Here is an 18796-nt window from a genome sequence, read left to right as displayed (position 1 = left end):
TTTCACGAGGTATTCCCATGGCAACGCAACGCAACGTCATCATCACCTGCGCCGTGACCGGTGCCATTCACACGCCCTCGATGTCGCCGCACCTGCCGGTGACGCCCGAAGAGATCGCCGAGGCGGCCATCGCCGCCGCCGAGGCCGGTGCCTCCATCCTGCACCTGCATGCCCGCGACCCCAAGACCGGCAGGCCGACCCAGGATCCCGCGGTCTTCGAGAAGTTTCTGCCGCGCATCAAGGAGGCGACCAATGCGGTGGTCAACCTGACCACCGGCGGCAGCCCCCACATGACGGTGGAAGAGCGCATGCGCCCGGCCATCGAGTTCAAGCCGGAGCTCGCCTCCATGAACATGGGGTCGATGAACTTCGGGCTCTTTCCCATGCTCGATCGCTTCACGACGTTCCAGCACGACTGGGAGCGGGCGCATCTGGAAAACAGCCGCGACCTGGTGTTCAAGAACACCTTCGCCGATATCGAGAAGACCATGACGCTGGGGGCGCAGAACGGCACCCGCTTCGAGTGCGAGTGCTACGACATCGGTCACCTCTACAGCCTGCGCAACCTGATGGATCGGGGCATCATCGGGGGGCGTGTCTTCGTGCAGAGCGTGTTCGGCATTCTCGGCGGTATCGGCCCCCATCCCGAAGATGTACTGCATATGCGGCGCACCGCCGACCGACTGTTCGGCGACGACTATGCCTGGTCCGTGCTGGGGGCCGGCAGCAGCCAGATGCGCCTCGCCGCCCAGTCGGCCGCGATGGGGGGACATGTGCGGGTCGGGCTTGAGGACTCCCTGTGGCTGGGGCCGGGACGGCTCGCCGAGAGCAATGCCAGCCAGGTGAGCAAGGTGCGTGAGATCCTCGACGGGCTGTCGTTCGGCGTGGCCACGCCCGACGAGGCGCGGGATATGCTGCAGCTCAAGGGGGCCGACAAGGTCGGCTTCTAACAGCCTGTCGGCCATCATCTGTGCAAATAGTGGAGGACGCCATATGCCGTGCTATCGACTGGAGGGCCACGCCCCCGATATCGATGCGAGCGCCCTGGTGCTCAACGAGGCCGTGCTGATCGGCCGTGTCCAGCTGGGGCGGGAGGTCAGCGTGTGGCCGGGCGCCGTCCTGCGGGGCGACAATGAGCCGATCACGGTCGGCGAGGGCAGCAACCTGCAGGATGGCTGCGTGATTCACACGGATCCTGGCTATCCGGTCAGCGTGGGCCGCCAGACGACCGTCGGTCACCTGGCCATGCTGCACGGTTGCCGAATCGGTGACGGAGTGCTGGTGGGCATGCAGGCAACCGTGCTCAACGGTGCCGACATCGGTGATCATTGCATCATCGGTGCCGGCGCGCTGATTACCGCCAACAAACGCTTTCCCCCGCGCTCGCTGATCGTGGGCTCTCCGGCCAAGGTGGTCAGGGAGTTGACCGACGAGGAAGTGCAGGGCGTACTGGACAACAGTCGTACCTACGTGGCGAAGATCGCCACCTACCAATCCTTGGAGCCTGTGTGAACCTCAGGCCGCAGAGTGGAGCTTTCGGCAGGCTCTTGGCATCCCCCAAGGGGACACTGAGCTGCCTGCCGTCCCGTGCTAGATGAAAAGGAAATCGATCACATCCCGTGATGTCGCCAAGCTTGCCGGCGTGTCGCAGTCGGCGGTGAGTCGCTGCTTCTCGCCCCATGCCAAGGTCTCGGAGCGCACCCGCGAGAAGGTGATGGCGGCCGCGCGTGAGCTGGGCTATCGGCCCAATACGATCGCGCGTTCGCTGATCACCCGATCCAGCCGGACCATCGCCGTGGTGACCTATAGCCTCGAGAATCCGTTCTACTCCTTCGTCTTGGAGAGGGCGTCCCGTTTCTTCCAGCAGCAGGGCTACCACCTGCTGCTGTTCTTCGCGCCGGCGAATGGCGACGTCAATGCGGTACTCGATGAGATCATTCAGAGCCAGGTGGAAGGGGTGCTGATGCTGGCCATCACCCTCGACGCCGAGCAGGCCAGCGTGGTGGCCGACTTCGGCATCCCCGTGGTGATCATCAACCGCACCGTCAACTACGCCGGCATCAGCCAGGTGGGCAGTGACAACTTTGCCGGCGGCTACTGGGCCGGCAGCTACCTGGCCTCCCTTGGCCATCGGCGCATGGCTTACCTGGCGGGGCTGCCGGACTCCTCCACCAATCGTCAGCGCCATGACGGCTTCGTGGACGGGCTGGCAGCCCAGGGCCTGGGGTGTCAGGCGGTCGAAGTCGGCAACTATCGCTACGAGGACGCCTGTCATGCCACGCGACGCCTGTTTGCCGCTCCGTCGCCGCCGGATGCCCTCTTTGCGGCCAACGACCTGATGGCCATCGCGGCGATGGAGACCCTGCGCCATGAGCTGGGGCTGTCGGTGCCGGAGGATGTGGCCGTGATCGGTTTCGACGATATGCCTATGGCCGCCTGGCCGAGCCACTCGCTGACCACCCTGAAGCAGCCCGTGGATCTGATGATCATGAAGGCAACGGAGCTGCTGCTCGATCAGATCAACGAGACCGAGAGCGCGCCACAGCAGCTGACCCTGCCGGTGACGCCGATGCTGCGCAACAGCACCCGGCGTCCCGGACGGGGAGGGGAAAAAGGTCAAGCCTCAAACTAGCAGACTGGAAGACGGATGGGAGGTTGCCATGAAGGTCATTCTGGCCCCCGACAGCTACAAGGACGCGCTCCCGGCGCGTGAGGCGGCCCGCGCGATGGCCGAGGGGGTCCGTCGGGGGGATCCGCATAGCCGCCTCGACGAGTGCCCCATGGGGGACGGCGGCGAGGGCACCCTGGATGCCCTGCTGGCCGCCACCGGGGCGGAGCGTCGGGAGCAGGACGTGCACGACGCCCTGGGGCGGCCCTGCCGGGCCGCGTGGGGCTGGCAGCCGGCGAGGCGTACCGCCTACATCGAGCTGGCCGAGGCCAGCGGCCTGCAGGGGCTGGCATCGGCCGAACGCACCGCGCTACACAGCACGACCCAGGGGGTCGGCGAGCTGATCCGCGCGGCGCTGGACCACGGCGCGCAGCGCCTGCTGCTGATGCTCGGGGGCAGCGCCACGAACGATGCCGGTGCCGGCATGCTGGCGGCCCTGGGCGCACGCCTGCTGGACGCCGAGGGACAGCCGCTGCCCCCGGGCGGCGCAGCGTTGTCGCGGCTGGCGCGCCTTGAACTCGATGGCCTCGATCCCCGGCTGGCCGCGCTGGCCGTCGAGACCGCGGTGGACGTCGACAACCCGCTGCTGGGCCCTCACGGCGCCAGTTCGGTATTCGGCCCCCAGAAGGGCGCCACGTCCGATGAGGTGGCCACGCTGGATGCGGCACTGGCCCGGTTCGCCGACTGCACGGCGACGGCGCTTGGCGAAGACCATCGTGAACGGCCCGGTGCGGGGGCTGCCGGCGGTATGGGGTTTGCGGCGCGCGCCTTTCTCGGCGCCGAGCTGCGTCCCGGTATCGAGCTGGTGATGGATCAAGTGGGCTTCGATACCCGCCTGGCGGATGCCGATCTGGTGATCACCGGGGAAGGGCAGCTCGATGGCCAGAGCCTGGCCGGCAAGACGCCGATCGGGATCGCCCGACGGGCCTGCGCACACGGCGTGCCGGTGGTGGTGTTGGCAGGCCGCCTGGGGGAGGGGTGGCAGGCGGCTTACCGCGAAGGCGTCACGGCGGCTTTTGCCCTGGCCGACGGTCCAATGACGCTGGAGCAGGCCCTCGACGGCTGCGCCGACCAACTGCTGGCGCGGGCCGAGAGTGTCTCACGGCTCTTCGTGGCTGGCCGCCGCGCATGAGGCGAGGGCGGTATGGCCTCAGCGGCCATTCAGCGTTGCCAAGGTGCGCTCATGCAGTTTGGTGCTTTCGGCATCGAAGAGTACGAAGCGTACCCGCTCGACGCTGGGGCACTCGGGTAGCGTTCTGACTACCGTGGAGAGCGCCACGCGTGCGGCTTCCGCCGCCGGATAGCCGAAGGCACCGGAGGAGATGGCCGGAAACGCCACCGAGGCGATGCCGTGCTCCTCGGCCAGCTGCAGGGCGCGACGATAGCAGTCGGCCAAGAGCTCGTCGGAGGGCTCATCGCTGCCGTAGATCGGACCCAGGCAGTGAATCACATAGCGGTTGGGCAGTGCGAAGGCCTCGGTGATCACCGCCTGGCCGGGCTTGATGGGCGCCAGCGGACGGCAGGCCCGGTCGAGCTCGGGGCCGGCGGCGCGGTGCAGCGCCCCGGCTACGCCGCCGCCCGGCCGCAGTTCGGCGTTGGCGGCGTTGACCACCGCCTCCATGTCGCTCTGGCGGGTAATATCGCCCTGTTGGCATTCGATACGCGAGAAGGCGTCCATCGTTGTCTCCTTGGCGGGTCGCTGCGAGAGAGGCTTGCCCTTCTGACCGGTATGGGGTCATGAGTTCCCTTCGGGTGATCCCCCATGGTATTGGCTTGGTAGTTATAAGATAATGCCTTTATCGTATTTATCCGCTTGCTGAACGAGGAGCCTCCCATGCGGCTGCCGGCCCGTTTCGCCCCGCTGCTGTTTTCCATTCTCATGTCCATCTACATGGTCTTCCTGATGACCTTCGTCATCACCTGGGTCAACACCGGCCTGGGAGACGGCTTTCTCGGCCGCTGGTGGCGTGCCTTCTATATCGCCTGGCCGGTGGCCTTCGCGCTGATCCTGGTCGGGGCGCCGCGCCTGCAGCGCCTGGTGGGGCGGCTGGTGCGCAAGGCGTGAATCGGGGACGATCAATATGTTGCGCCTGATGGCACTTTGCGTGACATTCGTTGCAAATCGCCGCAAAAGCTTGCAACTTTGCCCTTGAGTCGGTACCAATGGCCACCCCCGAAGAGACCACGGCATAGCGGTCGCCATCCTGGCGGCTCGGTCGCGGTCACCGGCCCGATCCCGGTGACTCGGACATGCCGTGCCAGACCAGAGGAGGTGGCATGAACCAGCGCGTGAACATCGATCTCGGCGATCCGCTGGCCGAGGCCTTCGAGGCCCGTCAGTTCAAGGTCTACACCCATCGCCAGCTCGACAAGATCGAGGCGATCCAGACTCTGCCTGACGACCTGCGCTTCGACATGCGGGTGGTGAGCCAGGTGCTGCCGTTTCGCGTCAACGAGTACGTCATCGACGAGCTGATCGACTGGGACAATATTCCCGCCGACCCCGTCTTCCAGCTCACCTTTCCTCAGCGTGGCATGCTGCGTCCCGAGCACTTCGACGAGGTGGCCGAGCTGATGCGCCAAGAGGCCTCCGCGGCCGAGATGAAGCCGGTCATCGAGCGCATCCGCTCCGAGCTCAACCCGCATCCGGCGGGGCAGATGGACCTCAACCTGCCGCTGCTCGACGGGGAGCCGCTGCCCGGCATGCAGCACAAGTATCGCGAGACGGTGCTGTTCTTCCCGAGCCAGGGCCAGGTGTGCCACAGCTACTGCACCTTCTGCTTCCGCTGGGCGCAGTTCGTCGGCGACAAGGATCTCAAGTTCGCCTCCAGCGAAGCGGATTCCCTGCACCGCTATCTGGCCGAGCATACCGAGGTCACCGACCTGCTGATGACCGGCGGCGACCCCATGGTGATGAAGGCCAAGCACCTGCGCCAGTATCTGGAGGGGCTGATGGCGCCGGAGCTGGACCATGTCCAGGATATCCGCATCGGCACCAAGAGCCTGACCTTCTGGCCCTATCGCTTCGTCACCGACCCGGACGCCGAGGATATCCTCGAGCTGTTCCGCGAGCTGACGGCAGCCGGCAAGCACGTCGCCTTCATGGCGCACTTCAACCACTGGAAGGAGATGGACACCCCCATCTGCAGGGAGGCGATCCGTCGCATCCGCGCCACCGGGGCCGAGATCCGCACCCAGGCGCCGCTGCTCAAGCACATCAACGACGACGCCGACCAGTGGGCGAAGATGTGGACCACCCAGGTACGCCTGGGGATGATCCCCTACTACATGTTCGTGGAGCGCGACACCGGCGCTCGCCACTACTTCGAGGTGCCGCTGGTCCGCGCTTGGGAGATCTATCGCGAGGCCATCAAGGCGGTACCGGGCCTGGCACGTACCGCCCGCGGGCCGTCGATGTCCGCCGACCCCGGCAAGGTGGAGATCCAGGGGGTGACGGAGATCAAGGGCGAGAAGGTCTTCGTGCTGCGTTTCATCCAGGGTCGCGACAACGACTGGGTGCAGCGGCCCTTCTTCGCCAAGTACGACGAGGAGGCGACCTGGCTCAACCATCTGGAGCCGGCGCTGGGGGAGAGCGAGTTCTTCTTCGAACCCGAATTCGCCGCCATGAAGGACGAGAAGCAGGCGCTGATCATGAAGGCGTCCTAGTCATAGGCTGACCCCGCATGGGGTATGCCGTTCCCGCTAGGAGCCTGTCGGGTTTGACCGATCGTCGCGAGGAACATGGGGTTCGTAGCAGATCAGCGTTAAGTCCGACAGGCTCCTACAGGCTCCTACAGGCTCCCTGTCCGGTTTTCCGGGCAGGGAGCCTCGCCGTTCTGGGGCCTGGGTGTGGGGGGTATCACCGGGATTTCGGACTGCCGGGGTCAAGGAGGCGGCAAAATTAACGCACACTAAACGTTCTTCGTGACTAAAATTAGGCTGTTGAAAAAGAGCTCATCAAGCAGGCGTATTTTTCGCTAAAGTAGGGGGGAGCGGTAAGGACCGCCGGCAGACCGGCTGATCCGGCTGCCAACCAGACCCAGCTGTCGGAAACGTCAGCTTGCTCACAATATCAAGAGGTGTGTTCATGAAACGCCATGCATTCTCGGCTGCTGCTTTCTCCGGCGCCCTGCTCGGCGCCGCGCTGTTCTCGGCCCCGGCCGTGGCACAGGATCGCTTCATCACCATTGGTACCGGTGGTCAGACCGGTGTCTACTTCGTCGTCGGCCAGTCCGTTTGCCGCATGGTCAACCGTGGCAGCGACGAGCACAACATCCGCTGTAACGCGCCGTCCACCGGTGGCTCCGTGGCCAACGTCAACGGCATGAAGTCCGGCGAGCTCGACATGGGCGTGGTGCAGTCCGACGTCCAGTTCCGCGCCTACCACGGCGAGGCCAACTTCGAATCCGACGGGCCCTGGGAAGACATGCGAGCGGTCTTCACCATGCATGGTGAGCCGCTGACCGTGGTGGCGCGTGCCGACTCCGGGATCGAGCACTTCAGCGACTTTCCCGGCAAGCGCGTCAACATCGGCAACCCCGGCTCCGGCCAGCGCAACACCATGAACGTGGTGATGGATGCCATGGGTTGGGACATGGACACCTTCTCGCTGGCCTCCCAGTTGGATGCCGCCGAGCAGGCCGCGGCCCTCTCCGATAACAACATCGACGCCATGGTCTACGTGGTCGGCCACCCCAACGGTTCCATCCAGGAAGCCACCACCACCATCGATGCCCGCCTCATTCCGGTGACCGGTGACGAGATCGATGGACTGATCGAAGAGTATCCCTACTACACCCGTTCGGTGATTCCCGGGGGGCTCTACCGCGGTAATGATCAGGACACCGAGACCTTCGGCGTGGCGGCCACTTTCGTCAGCTCCACGGCGGTGGATGAAGACATCATCTACGAAACCGTGAAGGCGGTGTTCGAGAATTTCGACCGCTTCAAGCGCCTGCATCCGGCCTTCGAGAACCTCAACGAGGAGGACATGATCTCCGATGGCCTGACGGCGCCGCTGCATGACGGTGCGGCACGCTACTACCGCGAGCGTGGCTGGATCGAGTAATCGACAGGCCGAGGGTCCCAACCCTCCGGTGAAGGATGCGCGGACACCACTGGGGTCCGCGCATCTGTTTCAAGGCTGGCTGGAGAAAGGAAGACACACCGTGATGAGGGTTCATCAGCAGGGAACTGCACGTCAATCCACACTGGGCAGGGCGACGTATGACTGACGAGAAGACACCCCCCCGAGGGTCCCATGTCGACCTTGAGGACATGGTCGCCTCCAGCGATTCTGGCGCACGCAAGCCGCTGGGGGCACCGGGCAAGCTGCTGGTGGGTATCGCCGCCGCCTGGTCGCTGTTCCAGCTCTGGATCGCCTCGCCTTTGCCCTACATGCTGCGTTTCGGGGTCTTCAACGCCACCGAGGCACGCTCGATCCATCTGGCCTTCGCCATGTTCCTGGCCTTCATGGCCTATCCGGCGCTAAAGCGCTCGCCCCGCGACCGCATCCCCCTCCAGGACTGGGTGCTGGCGCTGGTGGGGGCCTTCTGCGCCGCCTATATCTTTATCTTTTACGCCGAGCTCTCCGAGCGCCCCGGGGCGCCGATCACCCAGGACGTCATCGTCGGCGTGGTGGGGATCCTGGTGCTGCTCGAGGCGACGCGGCGGGCGCTGGGGCCGCCGCTGATGATCGTGGCCTCGATCTTTATCGTCTATTCGCTGTTCGGGCCCCACATGCCGGGTCTATTGGCCCACCGTGGGGTCAGCCTCAACGGCATGATCAACCACCAGTGGCTGACTACCCAGGGGGTGTTCGGCATCGCGCTGGGGGTCTCGACCAGCTTCGTCTTCCTGTTCGTGCTATTCGGGGCGCTGCTCGACAAGGCCGGCGCCGGCAACTACTTCATCAAGGTGGCGTTCTCGCTGCTCGGCCATTACAAGGGCGGCCCGGCCAAGGCGGCGGTGGTGGCCTCCGGCATGACCGGCCTGATCTCGGGCTCCTCGATCGCCAATACCGTGACCACCGGCACCTTCACCATTCCGATGATGAAGCGGGTCGGCTTCCCGGCGGAGAAGGCGGGTGCGGTTGAGGTGTCATCCTCGGTAAATGGCCAGATCATGCCGCCGGTGATGGGGGCCGCGGCCTTCCTGATGGTGGAGTACGTGGGCATTCCCTACGTGGAGGTGATCAAGCACGCCTTCCTGCCGGCGCTGATCTCCTATATCGCGCTGATCTATATCGTCCATCTCGAGGCGCTCAAGGCCAACATGGCGGGCCTGCCGTCGAGCAATCCGGCGCGGCCCTTCCTCAACAAGGTGATCGGTTTTCTGACCGGTCTGCTGCTGCTGATGGCGCTCTCCTTCGCGGTCTACTATGGGCTCGGCTGGCTCAAGCCGGTGCTGGGCGGAGCCACTCCCTGGGTGGTGGCCGTGGGGCTGACGGTCATCTATGTGGGGTTGCTCAAGGTGGGGGCCAACTACCCGGAGCTGGAGCTCGACGATCCCAACTCCCCGGTGGTCACCCTGCCACAGACCCGACCCACGGTGATGGTGGGGCTGCACTATATTCTGCCGGTGATCGTGCTGGTGTGGTGTCTGATGGTGGAGCGCCTCTCGCCGGGGCTCTCGGCCTTCTGGGCGACGGTGTTCATGATCTTCATCATGATCACCCAGCGGCCGATCACCGCTCTGTTCCGTGGTCGCAGCCGGCTGGTGCCCGATATCGTGGAAGGCTTCATCGACCTCTGGGACGGCCTGGTGGCCGGTGCCCGCAACATGATCGGCATCGGTATTGCCACCGCTACCGCCGGCATCGTGGTGGGGGCGGTCTCCCAGACCGGCGTTGGCCTGGTGCTGGCCGACGTGGTGGAGATTCTCTCCATGGGCAACCTGATGCTGATCCTGCTGCTCACCGCGGTGCTCAGCCTGATCCTGGGCATGGGCCTGCCGACCACCGCCAACTACATCGTGGTTTCGGCCCTTATGGCGCCGGTGATCGTGATGCTGGGCCAGCAGAACGGCCTGATCGTGCCGCTGATCGCCGTGCACCTGTTCGTGTTCTACTTCGGCATCATGGCCGATGTGACCCCACCGGTGGGCCTGGCGTCGTTTGCCGCCGCGGCCGTGTCCGGGGGCGATCCGCTGCGCACCGGTTTTCAGGCCTTCTATTACAGCCTGCGCACCGCGGCGCTGCCGTTTCTGTTCATCTTCAACACCGACCTGCTGCTGATCGATGTGGGACTCTTGCAGGGGATCGTGATATTCATCATCGCCACTATCGCGATGCTGATCTTCGCCGCCGGTACCCAGGGGTTCATGGTGGTGCGCAACCGCTGGTACGAATCGATCCTGCTGCTGCTGGTGGCCTTCACCCTGTTCCGTCCCGGCTACTGGATGGACATGATCCACGACCCCTACCAGTCGGTGCCGCCGAGCGAGTTCGCCCAGGCGCTGGGCGAAGTGGAGGATGGCAGCAACCTGCGGGTGCAGATCGCCGGTGAAGACGCCTTCGGCGATCCCATGACCACCTATATCCTGGTGCCGGTGCCGCGGGGGGATACGCCCGAAGAGCGCATGGAGCGCCTCGGCATGGAGCTCTGGGTCGACGGCGACCAGACTCTGGTGGACTTCGTCGAATTCGGCGGCCTGGCCCAGGATCTCGGCTTCGATTTCGACCAGGAGATCCTCGAGGTGATGGCGCCGGTGGATCGTTGGGCCAAGGAGTGGATGTGGATACCGGGCTTCCTGGTATTCGGCCTGGTGGTGCTGCTGCAGCGTCGTCGACGCAACCTTCAGTCGCCCAGCGAGGCGGCTGCCTGAAGAGGTGATCAGCCATGTATAGCAAGATACTGCTGCCGGTGGACCTCAACGAGGAGAGCTCCTGGCAGAAAGCCCTGCCCACCGCGGTGACCCTGTGCCGCACCTTCGGCGCCTCGCTGCACGTGGTGACGGTGTTGCCGGACTACCGCATGCCGCTGGTGGGCTCCTACTTTCCCAAGGACTTCGCCAGCAAGGCGCATGAGGCGGTCACCGAGGCGCAGCACAAGTTCATCGGGGAACACGTGCCGGAGGATATTCAGGTCCAGACAGTGATCGTCGACGGCTCCCCCTGGGAGGCAATCATCAAGGCGGCCAAGAAGCTCGAGGTCGACCTGATCGTGATGGCCTCCCACAACAAGCGCAAGTTCGCCGACTACGTGCTCGGCCCCAATGCCGAGCACGTCGTCCACCATTCGAAGATATCGGTGATGATCGTGCGCTAGCTTGACCCACTCTCGCGAGAGGAAGCGCCGTGCGCCCCTGCCTTTCCAGGCGGGGGCGCACGGCGTTACGGGACAGGAAAAGCCTAGGACACGTTGAACTCGCGGGTTTCGCGGGTGCTCTCGCCGCGGTCGTCCTGCCACTCGATGACCGCTTCGCCTTCGGTCTCTGGGCTCAGGTGGAAGCGCAGGTAGGGGTTAGCGGAAATCGACTGGTGCAGCTCGGCGGCGAAAGCGGTCTCGCCGTTGAGGCTGACGCTGAAGCGCTCGACGATATGGCGCGGCAGCGTTTCGCCGTTGGGCCCCTCGCGTAGCCCGGTCTCCATGGGGTGGCTGATCAGGGTGCGCACCTCGGCGGCTTCACCGCTGCTGAACTGCGACGGCAGACTCACCCGCGGGTTGGACAGGGGGGGCGGCGTCTCATCGTCGCCGCGCATCAGGCAGCCGCTGACGGTGACTCGTACCTCCCGGGCGGCGGCGAACTGCTCGCCCTGGCGACTGGTGGCGATGGCGATCACCTGCTGGGTTTCGTTGAGCCGCACCCGGGTGGAGATCTCCGGCTTCCCGCTCAAGGGCGTGAGATGGAAGGTGGCGATCTCGGGCGAGGGGTTATCGCTGGCGAAGAGGTCGATACGCTCGATATAGTCGCCATCCGCGAGCTGCCCCGCGAAGCCCACCGTGAGCGCCACGGCGGAGCCATCCTCCGAGACATGGGGCAGGTCGAGCACGAGGCCCTCGGTATGCGGGCTGGCATCGCCCAGCACGCTGCGCGCGGCGTCCAGCCGCTGCCAGGGGCCATCGGCCAGCGCCGGCAGGCTCAGGCCGAGCAGGGCGACACCCAGCGTCGCCGCGGCCAGGCCGCGCAGCAGGCGACGCCGCCGGGCGTCAGGGGGGGAGACGGGAATCGAACGCATGCTTTCCTCCAGATGAGAATCATTGCTTGGACACTGCCAATGGGCCCGAAATTCCCAGCCGTGCCCCGGCCAGGATGCCCGCCAGGGCGGCGAAGGTGGTCAGCGACAGCGTCGAGAACCCCGACAGCCCCTGGCCGATGGAGCAGCCCAGCGACATCACCCCGCCGATGCCCATCAAGGTGCCGCCGGCCATGCTGCGCAGCATGTGCCGGGGGCCTTCGAAGCCCTGCAGGTGCAGCTCGCGTCGCGCCAGTGCCATGACCAGGGCGCCGGCCAGCACTCCGGCCACCACGCTGACCCCGAAGCCGAGCCGGGTGCCGGTGGCCAGCATCAGGTACTGCAGCGATTCGCCGATGGGGGCGATGAAGGTCAGGGTGGCCAGGCGCACCGGCTCGAAGTCATCGAAGCCGACCACGCCGGTGACGTACCAGCCGGCGGGGACCAGGGCCCCGATGATCAGGCCGCCCAGCCAGTCCCGCGGCGAGGCGCGAAAGGTGCGGTCGGCCAGCGCCCAGCCGGCCAGGGCGCTGCCAAGCACCAGTGCCGGCAGCCAGCCGGGCACGCCGAGCAGGCGTGGCAGGTCCCGGGCGGGCAGCGCCAGGGCGGTGGCGCTTTCCAGCCATAGCCGCAGCGGTGCCAGCACCCCGGAGAGCGCCATGTAGGCCGCCAGGCCCAGGCACATCAGCACCACGAAGCTGCGCAGGTTGCCGCCGGCCAGCAGCACCAGCGAGCGGGCGCCGCAGCCGTTGGCCAGCACCATGCCGTAGCCGAACAGGGCGCCCCCCAGCGGCACCGCCAGCCACGAGGGGGAGGGCGTCAGGTAGAGGGCATCCCCCAGGGAGAGCACGCCGAGCGCCACCAGCGCCTGGCTGCCCAGCAGCGCCACGGCCATGGCCAGGGCGAAGGCGCGCAGCTTGCGACTGTCGGCGGCCCGCCAGGCGTTGATCAGCCCGCGGGTCAGGCAGAATCCGGTGGCCTGGCCGGTGGCGCCGAACAGCAGCCCAATGGCCAGCCCCGACCAGACGACCAGCTCGGTATGGCTCATGGCGATGAGCTCCTATCACGATGGTGGTGCGCAACAACGCGGTAGATGAACGCAAGCGGGGCCATCCGAAGATGGCCCGCGCAGTATACCGGATGGGGCAGACCTTCAGGCCGTGGTGCCCCAGGTGTCCTGGCAGATGGCGTTATACCAGCCCACGGCGTACTCCGCCTCCAGCGCCCGGATGCTGTCCGGGGCGTCGGTCGGGCTCAGCCCCCCGGCGCCTTCCACCTCGGCGATATGGCCGTCCTGCACCCGATAGACGCCGGCGACCGAGATGCCGTATTCCGGCCCGATCAGGCTGTAGCAGGTGTTGGTCCAGTAGGCGTCCGGCGCCGGGCGCGACTCCAGCGAGGCGGCGATGGCGGCGGCTACTACCTTGGCCTGGCCGTTGGCGCAGAAGCCGGACTTGGGCATTGGCGCGGCCACGGTGGCATCCCCCACCACGTAGATATCCTCGACCCGCTGCGACTCGAAGGTCTCGGGCTTCACCGGGACCCAGCCGGAGTCGTCGGTGACCCCGGCGCGGTCGGCGATCCAGCCCGCCTTCTGGGGCGGGATGACGTTGAGCACGTCGGCCCGGTGGCGCGTGCCGAACTCGGTTTCCACCTCCAGGCGGTCGGCGTCGACGCGGGTCACCCGGCCGTCGTTGGAGAGTCCCACCCACTCGATGCGATCGCCGTAGAGACGCTCCCAGCCGGCGGTGAACAGCCCCTGCTTGGAGAAGTTGTCCTTGGCGTCGAGGATCAGCACCTTGGATTTCGGCTTGTGCTGCGCCAGGTAGTGGGCGATCAGGCTGGCGCGCTCATAGGGCCCCGGGGGGCAGCGGAAGGGATTCTCGGGCGCCACCATCACCACGCTGCCGCCATCCTCCATGGCTTCCAGCTGGCGGCGCAGCAGCTCGGTCTGGGCGCCGGCCTTCCAGGCATGGGGAGCCTTCTCGGCGGCGGTCTCGTCGTAGCCCTCCAGGGCGTTCCAGCGGATATCGATCCCCGGCGACAGCACCAGGCGGTCGTAGGCCAGCGACTCGCCGCTGGAGAGCGTGACGCGATGGGCCTCGGCATCCACGTCCTCGGCCATGGCGTGCACGACCCGAACGCCGTAGCGGTCGCGCAGCTCGTCGTAGCCGTGGGAGATCTTGTCCAGGCCGCGCAGCCCCCCCAGGTAGAGGTTGCTGAACGGGCAGGTGTAGAAGACCTCGGCGGGCTCGACCAGGGTCACCTCGACAGCGGGATTGGCGCGCTTGAGGTATTTGGCGGCGGTGGCACCGCCGAACCCCCCGCCGACCACCACCACCCGGCCGGCGTGCTGGCCACCGATGGCGAAGCTGCCGACCCCGCCCACCAGGGGCAGCAGGGAAGCGGCCCCAAGGCCCTGGATCAACTGGCGGCGGCTCAGGCCGGTGCGGCTATGCTGCTGGCTCATCTCAGGCTCCCTTATTCCGGTTCGATGTCGGCGAAGTGCTGGGCCAGGGCGCTGAGTTCCTCGTCGCTGAAGCCCTTGGCGATACGGTCCATGATGGTGGTTTCCGGCACCGACTCGTGCTTGAAGGCGAGCAGGCGCGAGGCCAGCAGCTTGGCGGGGCGCCCGGCGAGGGCGGGCACATTGCCGGTGAGCCGGCCATCGGTGCCGTGACAGCTGGCACAGCCGCCGGCCATCACCTCGAGCTGGGCGGCGGAAAAGCCATCGTCGGCAAGCGTCGCCGGCACCACGCCGGTCAGCAGCAGGGCGCCCAGTAGCCCTGCAGAGAGGCGGTGAAAGACCCGTTTCATCATCAGGCTCCCTTGCGATGGGGGTGTCCTAGGAAGGAGGGATAGACTTGGCATGCTAATGGGCCTGAGCGGAGGTCGGAAGGAACGCTTTTGCATTCCGTTATGCCAATATGACCTCTCTGGTTAATCCGTTATGCACTTTTGTCTATATCGGGCGCGCTAGCGTTGATAGGCCCGGCCGGCAACCTTGTGCCAGGTCAACTACATTGTTAATCGTGTACCACCACAACAAGATGCCATCCGGGCTTAGGCCTTGTTCGAAAAGTCGGCGAGCGCAGCCAGTTTTCAGACGAGAGCCTAGCCGGAATGTCGCTCACCTTTGTCCCTCCCACGGCGACTAGACGGGGTAACAAGATGAATGCAACCACCAAATCTACCGGCCAGTCATCGGTCCCCACGGTGAAGATCACCATCAATCCGATCGGTATGGACAGGCCCCGGGCCTGGCTGGCGGCCGGTCTGGAGGACTTTCGACAGGCCACGGTGGTCAGTCTGGCCTATGGCATGTTCTGGGTGGGGCTGAGCATCGCCGTCACCGTGGGCGCCATCATGCTGGGGCTTTGGCACTGGCTGCTGCCCATGGCGGCCGGCTTCATGTTCATCGGGCCGCTGGTCACCGTGGGCTCCTACGGCATCAGCCGTGCGCTGGAGGCGGGGCGGGCGCCCCACCTGGGCGATGCCTTCAGCGCCTGGCGGCCGCATGCTGGGCAGCTGGCGATGATGGGCGTGATGCTGATGATCTTCTTTCTCGCCTGGATTCGCCTGGCGACCCTGCTGTTCGCGCTGTTCTACGGCTTCGAGGCGCCCGGACCCTCCGCCCTCTATGCCTCGCTGCTGACCACTCCCCAGGGGCTGGGCATGATCGCGGTGGGCACGGCGGTGGGCGCGGTGCTCGCCTTCGGCGCCTTTGCCATCAGCGTGGTGGCGATCCCGACCCTGATGGACCAGGACCTGACCTTCATGGAGGGCATCGAGGCCAGCGTGCGCTCGGTGGCCCGCAACTTCCGTCCCATGCTGCTGTGGGCGGTCATTCTCACCGGCTGCGTGCTGGTCGGCATCCTGACCTTCTACATCGGCCTGGCGTTGATCCTGCCGGTGCTGGGCCACGCCAGCTGGCACGCCTACGAGGAGCTGGTGCGCTGCGAACCGATCGCGCCGGAAGGCGGCGACACGCACAGCGCCTGATTCCCCTGTAATGCAAGGGGGGCTTTGCCTCCCTTGCGTCTTTTTGACGCCTGACCTCGCGCGTCTGATCGCGTAACCTTGACGGCTGTTCCCGTGACTTTGCCGGATGGCCGTGATGCTTCGAGACAGGCGATTCCCCCTTGCGTTGATTCTGTGGTTGCTGCTGCTGGGCTATTTTCCCCTCAAGGCGCAGGCCGGGCATCTGCCGCCGCCCAAGGGCGAGGTGATCCTGCGCATCAGCGGTGACCTGGCCCACCCCAACGTGGGCGATGAGCTGCACCTGGACCGCGCCATGATGATGACCCTCCCCACCACGGTCGTCGAGACCCACACCCCCTGGACGGAAGGCGCGGGGCGTTTCGAAGGCCCCCTGGCGCGGGCGGTGCTCGATGCCGCCGGGGCCCGGGGCGAGCGGGTACAGGTGCGCGCCCTCAACGACTTCGAGGCGGAGATCCCCGTCTCGGATTTCCGCGACTACGATGTCATTCTCGCCATCAAGCGTGACGGTGAACCCATCGCCGTGCGCGACTTCGGGCCGGTGTTCGTGCTCTACCCCTTCGATGACCACCCGGAGCTGCTCAACGAGACCGTCCGCTTTCGGTCGGTATGGCATGCGAATCGCATCCATGTGCCCTGAGTCATTGCCCTGTCCATTCGACCAGCGTCCAGCCTGATGCACCTTACTGGAGGCCCGATGTGCTGCACTATCCGCTCCGGTTGAAGCTGGGCGCCATTGCCGCCCTGCTGTTCTTCACCGCGGCCCTGGTGGTGGTGGGGCTGGTAGCCTGGCGTCAGGAGAGCGTTTATCAAAGTGTGGGGGGCGATGCCGCCTGGCATGCCTACAAGCTTGACCGCGATATTATCCAGCTGCGCAGCGATCTGGCGCTGGCCGATGAGAGCGTTCTCTCCCTCTCGGGGCTGCGGCTTCGCTTCGAGCTGACCTACAGCCGCCTCAATCTGTTGGAGCGAGGTGATATCGCCGAGCTGCTGGCCAAGATCGACACTGGGACTCGGCAGCTGCCCGAGCTGGTTAAGCAGTTCGACGCCCTGGATACCAAGCTCCAGGCGCTCGAAGAGCTGGGGGAGAGCGAGCGCTTCGCTCTCGACCGGCGCCTGGAACGCCTGGGCCAGCTCACCGAGCGGCTGGTCATCGCCATCAATGGTAATCTCGCCGAGCTGACGACCCGCGAGCGGGAGGTGCTGCAGTCGCTCTATGCGCTGCTGCTGGCGCTGCTGTTGGCCATGAGTCTGTCGGGGCTGTTGGTGGTGGTGTTCCTGGTGCGAGAGGCCCGGGACAATGCGGCGGCCCGGCGCTCGCTGGAGAGCCTCAGCCGGGAGCTGCAGACCACGGCCCGGCGCGCCGAGTCGGCCAGCCAGTCCAAGTCCGAGTTCCTGGCCACCGTGAGCCACGAGATTCGCACGCCGCTCAACGGCGTCATCGGCATGAGCGACCTGCTCATGGATCAGCCGCTGGATCAGCGCTCCCGGGACTATGCCCGCACCCTGCACGCCAGCGCCGGGCGCCTTCTGGAGCTAATCAACGATATCCTGGATTTCTCCAAGATCGAGTCGGGGCGGCTCGAGCTGGAGCGGCGCCCCATCCGCCTGGCGGCGCTGATCGAGGACGCCTGTCAGCTCTTTCGCCCGCGCGCCGATGCCAAGGGCCTGGCCCTGGAAGTCCGGCTGTCGCCCGAGCTTCCGGCCAGGGTGATGGGCGATCCGGCCCGACTGCGCCAGGTGCTGCTCAATCTGCTTGCCAACGCCATCAAGTTCACCGAGCGCGGCGAGGTGCGCATCGAGGCCGGCGTGAGCGCGGCGAGGCGATTACGCCTGGCCGTGACGGATACCGGCCCAGGGATTCCCGCTGACCAGCAGGAGCGGCTCTTCGAACCGTTCCGCCAGGGCGACGCCTCCACCGCCAGGCGCTACGGCGGCACCGGGCTGGGGTTGGCCATCTGCCGGCGGCTCACCGACGCCATGGGCGGCGAGATCGGCGTCTACAGCGTTCCCGGTGAGGGCTGTCGTTTCTGGGTCGAACTGCCGCTGGAGCCGGTCGATGCCGCCTCGGAGGATGAGGCGACGCTGCCGGCTGCCCCGCCGCCGGCGCCCGGTGCCAGCGTGCTGGTGGTGGAAGACAATCCCGTCAACCAGCAGGTGGCCTCGGCGATGCTCGAACGCCTGGGGTGTCGGGTGCAGCTGGTCGATAGTGGGCAGCGCGCCCTGGTGGCCGTTGCGGAGAAGGCCTATGACGCCATCTTCATGGACGTGCAGATGCCCGACATGGACGGGCTGGAAACGGTGCGACGGCTGCGTGAAGGCGAGGGCTGGCGGGCCACGGTGCCGGTGGTGGCGATGACCGCCGGTGGGCCGGGGGCCGAGCAGGCGCGCTGCCTGGAGGCCGGCATGAGTGACTACCTGACCAAGCCGCTGAGCCGGGAGGCGCTGGCCAGCTGCCTGCGGCGGGTGCTGCCCCAGTCGCCGCCGGGCCAGGCCGAGCCAACTGCCGGTGGGCGCGATGGCGATGGCCTGCTCGATGAGGCAGCGCTGGGCGAGCTCGAGCAGAGCATTGGCAAGCCAGGGCTGGAGGCGCTGACGGCGCTCTATCGGCGTCAGCTGGCCGAGCGGCTCGACGAGCTGGAGCGGGCGGTGGAGAGCCCGGACGCGGAGGCGCTGAGGCGGCTGGCCCATCAGCTCAAGGGCGAATCCGCCAGCCTCGGGGCGGTCCGAATGGCCGACCTGGCGGCCCGGCTGGAGGCGGCGGCATCCGGCCAAGGCGACGATTGGGTCAGGGACCTGCTGGACGCGCTGCGTGGCTGCGAGGAGGAGACCCTCGAGGCGGTGGCGGCCTGGACCGCGCGTCGCTGAGCGCTCGGCCGGCGGCGGTTTCCGGGGGAGCGAGGGCATTGTGGCCCCGGGCAGCGGCGGCCTACACTGGCGCTACCGCCAGCCCG

General features: G+C 66.5%; 17 protein-coding genes. 12 read left to right on the top strand and 5 right to left on the bottom strand.

The genetic code is table 11. The annotated features are described in order from the left end of the window. The first annotated feature begins 17 nt into the window (after nt 1-17). The 4 genes from kce to ACZIYR_RS15005 all read left to right on the top strand — a co-directional run bounded on the left by kce (nt 18) and on the right by ACZIYR_RS15005 (nt 3800). Nucleotides 18-950 (top strand): 3,5-dioxohexanoate:acetyl-CoA acetone transferase, encoded by a 933-nt coding sequence (gene kce, locus ACZIYR_RS15020; protein WP_483527255.1) that lies wholly within the window; start codon nt 18-20, stop codon nt 948-950. Between the two features lie 43 nt (nt 951-993). Further along, complete coding sequence (locus ACZIYR_RS15015; RefSeq protein ID WP_473034572.1) at nt 994-1512, top strand: gamma carbonic anhydrase family protein; 519 nt, start codon at nt 994-996, stop codon at nt 1510-1512. Nucleotides 1513-1594: 82 nt separating this feature from the next. Continuing rightward, nucleotides 1595-2632: a LacI family DNA-binding transcriptional regulator gene (locus ACZIYR_RS15010; RefSeq protein WP_483527254.1), complete on the top strand. Its 1038-nt coding sequence runs from the start codon at nt 1595-1597 to the stop codon at nt 2630-2632. Nucleotides 2633-2660: 28 nt separating this feature from the next. Further along, nucleotides 2661-3800 carry a glycerate kinase gene (locus tag ACZIYR_RS15005; RefSeq protein WP_473035076.1) on the top strand — a complete coding sequence of 380 codons (1140 nt, stop codon included), beginning with the start codon at nt 2661-2663 and terminating at the stop codon, nt 3798-3800. Between the two features lie 18 nt (nt 3801-3818). On the opposite strand, the gene ACZIYR_RS15000 is transcribed toward ACZIYR_RS15005, so the two are convergent. Then, a complete protein-coding gene (locus ACZIYR_RS15000) occupies nt 3819-4346 on the bottom strand; it encodes a macro domain-containing protein (protein ID WP_483527253.1) in 528 nt (175 codons plus the stop codon). Between the two features lie 156 nt (nt 4347-4502). Here ACZIYR_RS15000 and ACZIYR_RS14995 point away from each other — a divergent pair, with 156 nt between their 5' ends. The 5 genes from ACZIYR_RS14995 (at nt 4503) to ACZIYR_RS14975 (ending at nt 10935) form a co-directional block, all read left to right on the top strand. Beyond that, nucleotides 4503-4733, top strand: coding sequence for a DUF2798 domain-containing protein (locus tag ACZIYR_RS14995; RefSeq protein ID WP_473034570.1), 231 nt, complete (start codon nt 4503-4505; stop codon nt 4731-4733). 212 nt (nt 4734-4945) lie between these two features. Next, nucleotides 4946-6334 carry a KamA family radical SAM protein gene (locus ACZIYR_RS14990; protein ID WP_473034569.1) on the top strand — a complete coding sequence of 463 codons (1389 nt, stop codon included), beginning with the start codon at nt 4946-4948 and terminating at the stop codon, nt 6332-6334. A gap of 421 nt (nt 6335-6755) precedes the next feature. Continuing rightward, nucleotides 6756-7736 carry a TAXI family TRAP transporter solute-binding subunit gene (locus ACZIYR_RS14985; protein ID WP_473034568.1) on the top strand — a complete coding sequence of 327 codons (981 nt, stop codon included), beginning with the start codon at nt 6756-6758 and terminating at the stop codon, nt 7734-7736. Nucleotides 7737-7894: 158 nt separating this feature from the next. Continuing rightward, nucleotides 7895-10492: a TRAP transporter permease gene (locus tag ACZIYR_RS14980; protein ID WP_483527252.1), complete on the top strand. Its 2598-nt coding sequence runs from the start codon at nt 7895-7897 to the stop codon at nt 10490-10492. A 14-nt stretch (nt 10493-10506) separates the two neighbouring features. After that, a complete protein-coding gene (locus tag ACZIYR_RS14975) occupies nt 10507-10935 on the top strand; it encodes a universal stress protein (RefSeq protein ID WP_483527251.1) in 429 nt (142 codons plus the stop codon). 83 nt (nt 10936-11018) lie between these two features. On the opposite strand, the gene soxZ is transcribed toward ACZIYR_RS14975, so the two are convergent. From soxZ to ACZIYR_RS14955, 4 genes are all read right to left on the bottom strand, one after another. After that, nucleotides 11019-11846 carry a thiosulfate oxidation carrier complex protein SoxZ gene (gene soxZ / locus ACZIYR_RS14970; protein ID WP_483527250.1) on the bottom strand — a complete coding sequence of 276 codons (828 nt, stop codon included), beginning with the start codon at nt 11844-11846 and terminating at the stop codon, nt 11019-11021. A 19-nt stretch (nt 11847-11865) separates the two neighbouring features. Continuing rightward, nucleotides 11866-12891: a YeeE/YedE family protein gene (locus tag ACZIYR_RS14965; protein WP_483527249.1), complete on the bottom strand. Its 1026-nt coding sequence runs from the start codon at nt 12889-12891 to the stop codon at nt 11866-11868. 105 nt (nt 12892-12996) lie between these two features. Beyond that, on the bottom strand, nt 12997-14313 hold the full coding sequence (locus ACZIYR_RS14960) for an NAD(P)/FAD-dependent oxidoreductase (protein ID WP_483527248.1): 1317 nt from the start codon (nt 14311-14313) through the stop codon (nt 12997-12999). A gap of 11 nt (nt 14314-14324) precedes the next feature. After that, nucleotides 14325-14660 (bottom strand): c-type cytochrome, encoded by a 336-nt coding sequence (locus ACZIYR_RS14955; RefSeq protein WP_483527247.1) that lies wholly within the window; start codon nt 14658-14660, stop codon nt 14325-14327. A gap of 354 nt (nt 14661-15014) precedes the next feature. On the opposite strand from ACZIYR_RS14955, the gene ACZIYR_RS14950 reads away from it, so the two are divergent. The 3 genes from ACZIYR_RS14950 to ACZIYR_RS14940 all read left to right on the top strand — a co-directional run bounded on the left by ACZIYR_RS14950 (nt 15015) and on the right by ACZIYR_RS14940 (nt 18710). Continuing rightward, nucleotides 15015-15845, top strand: coding sequence for a DUF2189 domain-containing protein (locus tag ACZIYR_RS14950; protein WP_473034561.1), 831 nt, complete (start codon nt 15015-15017; stop codon nt 15843-15845). Nucleotides 15846-15990: 145 nt separating this feature from the next. Continuing rightward, nucleotides 15991-16482, top strand: coding sequence for a putative pterin-binding protein (locus ACZIYR_RS14945; RefSeq protein ID WP_473034560.1), 492 nt, complete (start codon nt 15991-15993; stop codon nt 16480-16482). Nucleotides 16483-16541: 59 nt separating this feature from the next. Beyond that, a complete protein-coding gene (locus tag ACZIYR_RS14940; protein ID WP_483527246.1) occupies nt 16542-18710 on the top strand; it encodes an ATP-binding protein in 2169 nt (722 codons plus the stop codon). Nucleotides 18711-18796: the final 86 nt, after the last annotated feature.

It is taken from the genome of Billgrantia sp. NRB1, assembly GCF_056921725.1.
Note: the sequence above shows the minus strand (reverse complement) of the source record. Positions and strands in the feature narration are given on the sequence as shown.

What these genes read in the sequence shown, in the direction of transcription:
- kce (WP_483527255.1), top strand. Translation starts at nt 18, where the DNA reads ATGGCAACGCAACGCAACGTCATCATCACCTGCGCCGTGACCGGTGCC.
- ACZIYR_RS15015 (WP_473034572.1), top strand. Translation starts at nt 994, where the DNA reads ATGCCGTGCTATCGACTGGAGGGCCACGCCCCCGATATCGATGCGAGC.
- ACZIYR_RS15010 (WP_483527254.1), top strand. Translation starts at nt 1,595, where the DNA reads ATGAAAAGGAAATCGATCACATCCCGTGATGTCGCCAAGCTTGCCGGC.
- ACZIYR_RS15005 (WP_473035076.1), top strand. Translation starts at nt 2,661, where the DNA reads ATGAAGGTCATTCTGGCCCCCGACAGCTACAAGGACGCGCTCCCGGCG.
- ACZIYR_RS15000 (WP_483527253.1), bottom strand. Translation starts at nt 4,346, where the DNA reads ATGGACGCCTTCTCGCGTATCGAATGCCAACAGGGCGATATTACCCGC.
- ACZIYR_RS14995 (WP_473034570.1), top strand. Translation starts at nt 4,503, where the DNA reads ATGCGGCTGCCGGCCCGTTTCGCCCCGCTGCTGTTTTCCATTCTCATG.
- ACZIYR_RS14990 (WP_473034569.1), top strand. Translation starts at nt 4,946, where the DNA reads ATGAACCAGCGCGTGAACATCGATCTCGGCGATCCGCTGGCCGAGGCC.
- ACZIYR_RS14985 (WP_473034568.1), top strand. Translation starts at nt 6,756, where the DNA reads ATGAAACGCCATGCATTCTCGGCTGCTGCTTTCTCCGGCGCCCTGCTC.
- ACZIYR_RS14980 (WP_483527252.1), top strand. Translation starts at nt 7,895, where the DNA reads ATGACTGACGAGAAGACACCCCCCCGAGGGTCCCATGTCGACCTTGAG.
- ACZIYR_RS14975 (WP_483527251.1), top strand. Translation starts at nt 10,507, where the DNA reads ATGTATAGCAAGATACTGCTGCCGGTGGACCTCAACGAGGAGAGCTCC.
- soxZ (WP_483527250.1), bottom strand. Translation starts at nt 11,846, where the DNA reads ATGCGTTCGATTCCCGTCTCCCCCCCTGACGCCCGGCGGCGTCGCCTG.
- ACZIYR_RS14965 (WP_483527249.1), bottom strand. Translation starts at nt 12,891, where the DNA reads ATGAGCCATACCGAGCTGGTCGTCTGGTCGGGGCTGGCCATTGGGCTG.
- ACZIYR_RS14960 (WP_483527248.1), bottom strand. Translation starts at nt 14,313, where the DNA reads ATGAGCCAGCAGCATAGCCGCACCGGCCTGAGCCGCCGCCAGTTGATC.
- ACZIYR_RS14955 (WP_483527247.1), bottom strand. Translation starts at nt 14,660, where the DNA reads ATGAAACGGGTCTTTCACCGCCTCTCTGCAGGGCTACTGGGCGCCCTG.
- ACZIYR_RS14950 (WP_473034561.1), top strand. Translation starts at nt 15,015, where the DNA reads ATGAATGCAACCACCAAATCTACCGGCCAGTCATCGGTCCCCACGGTG.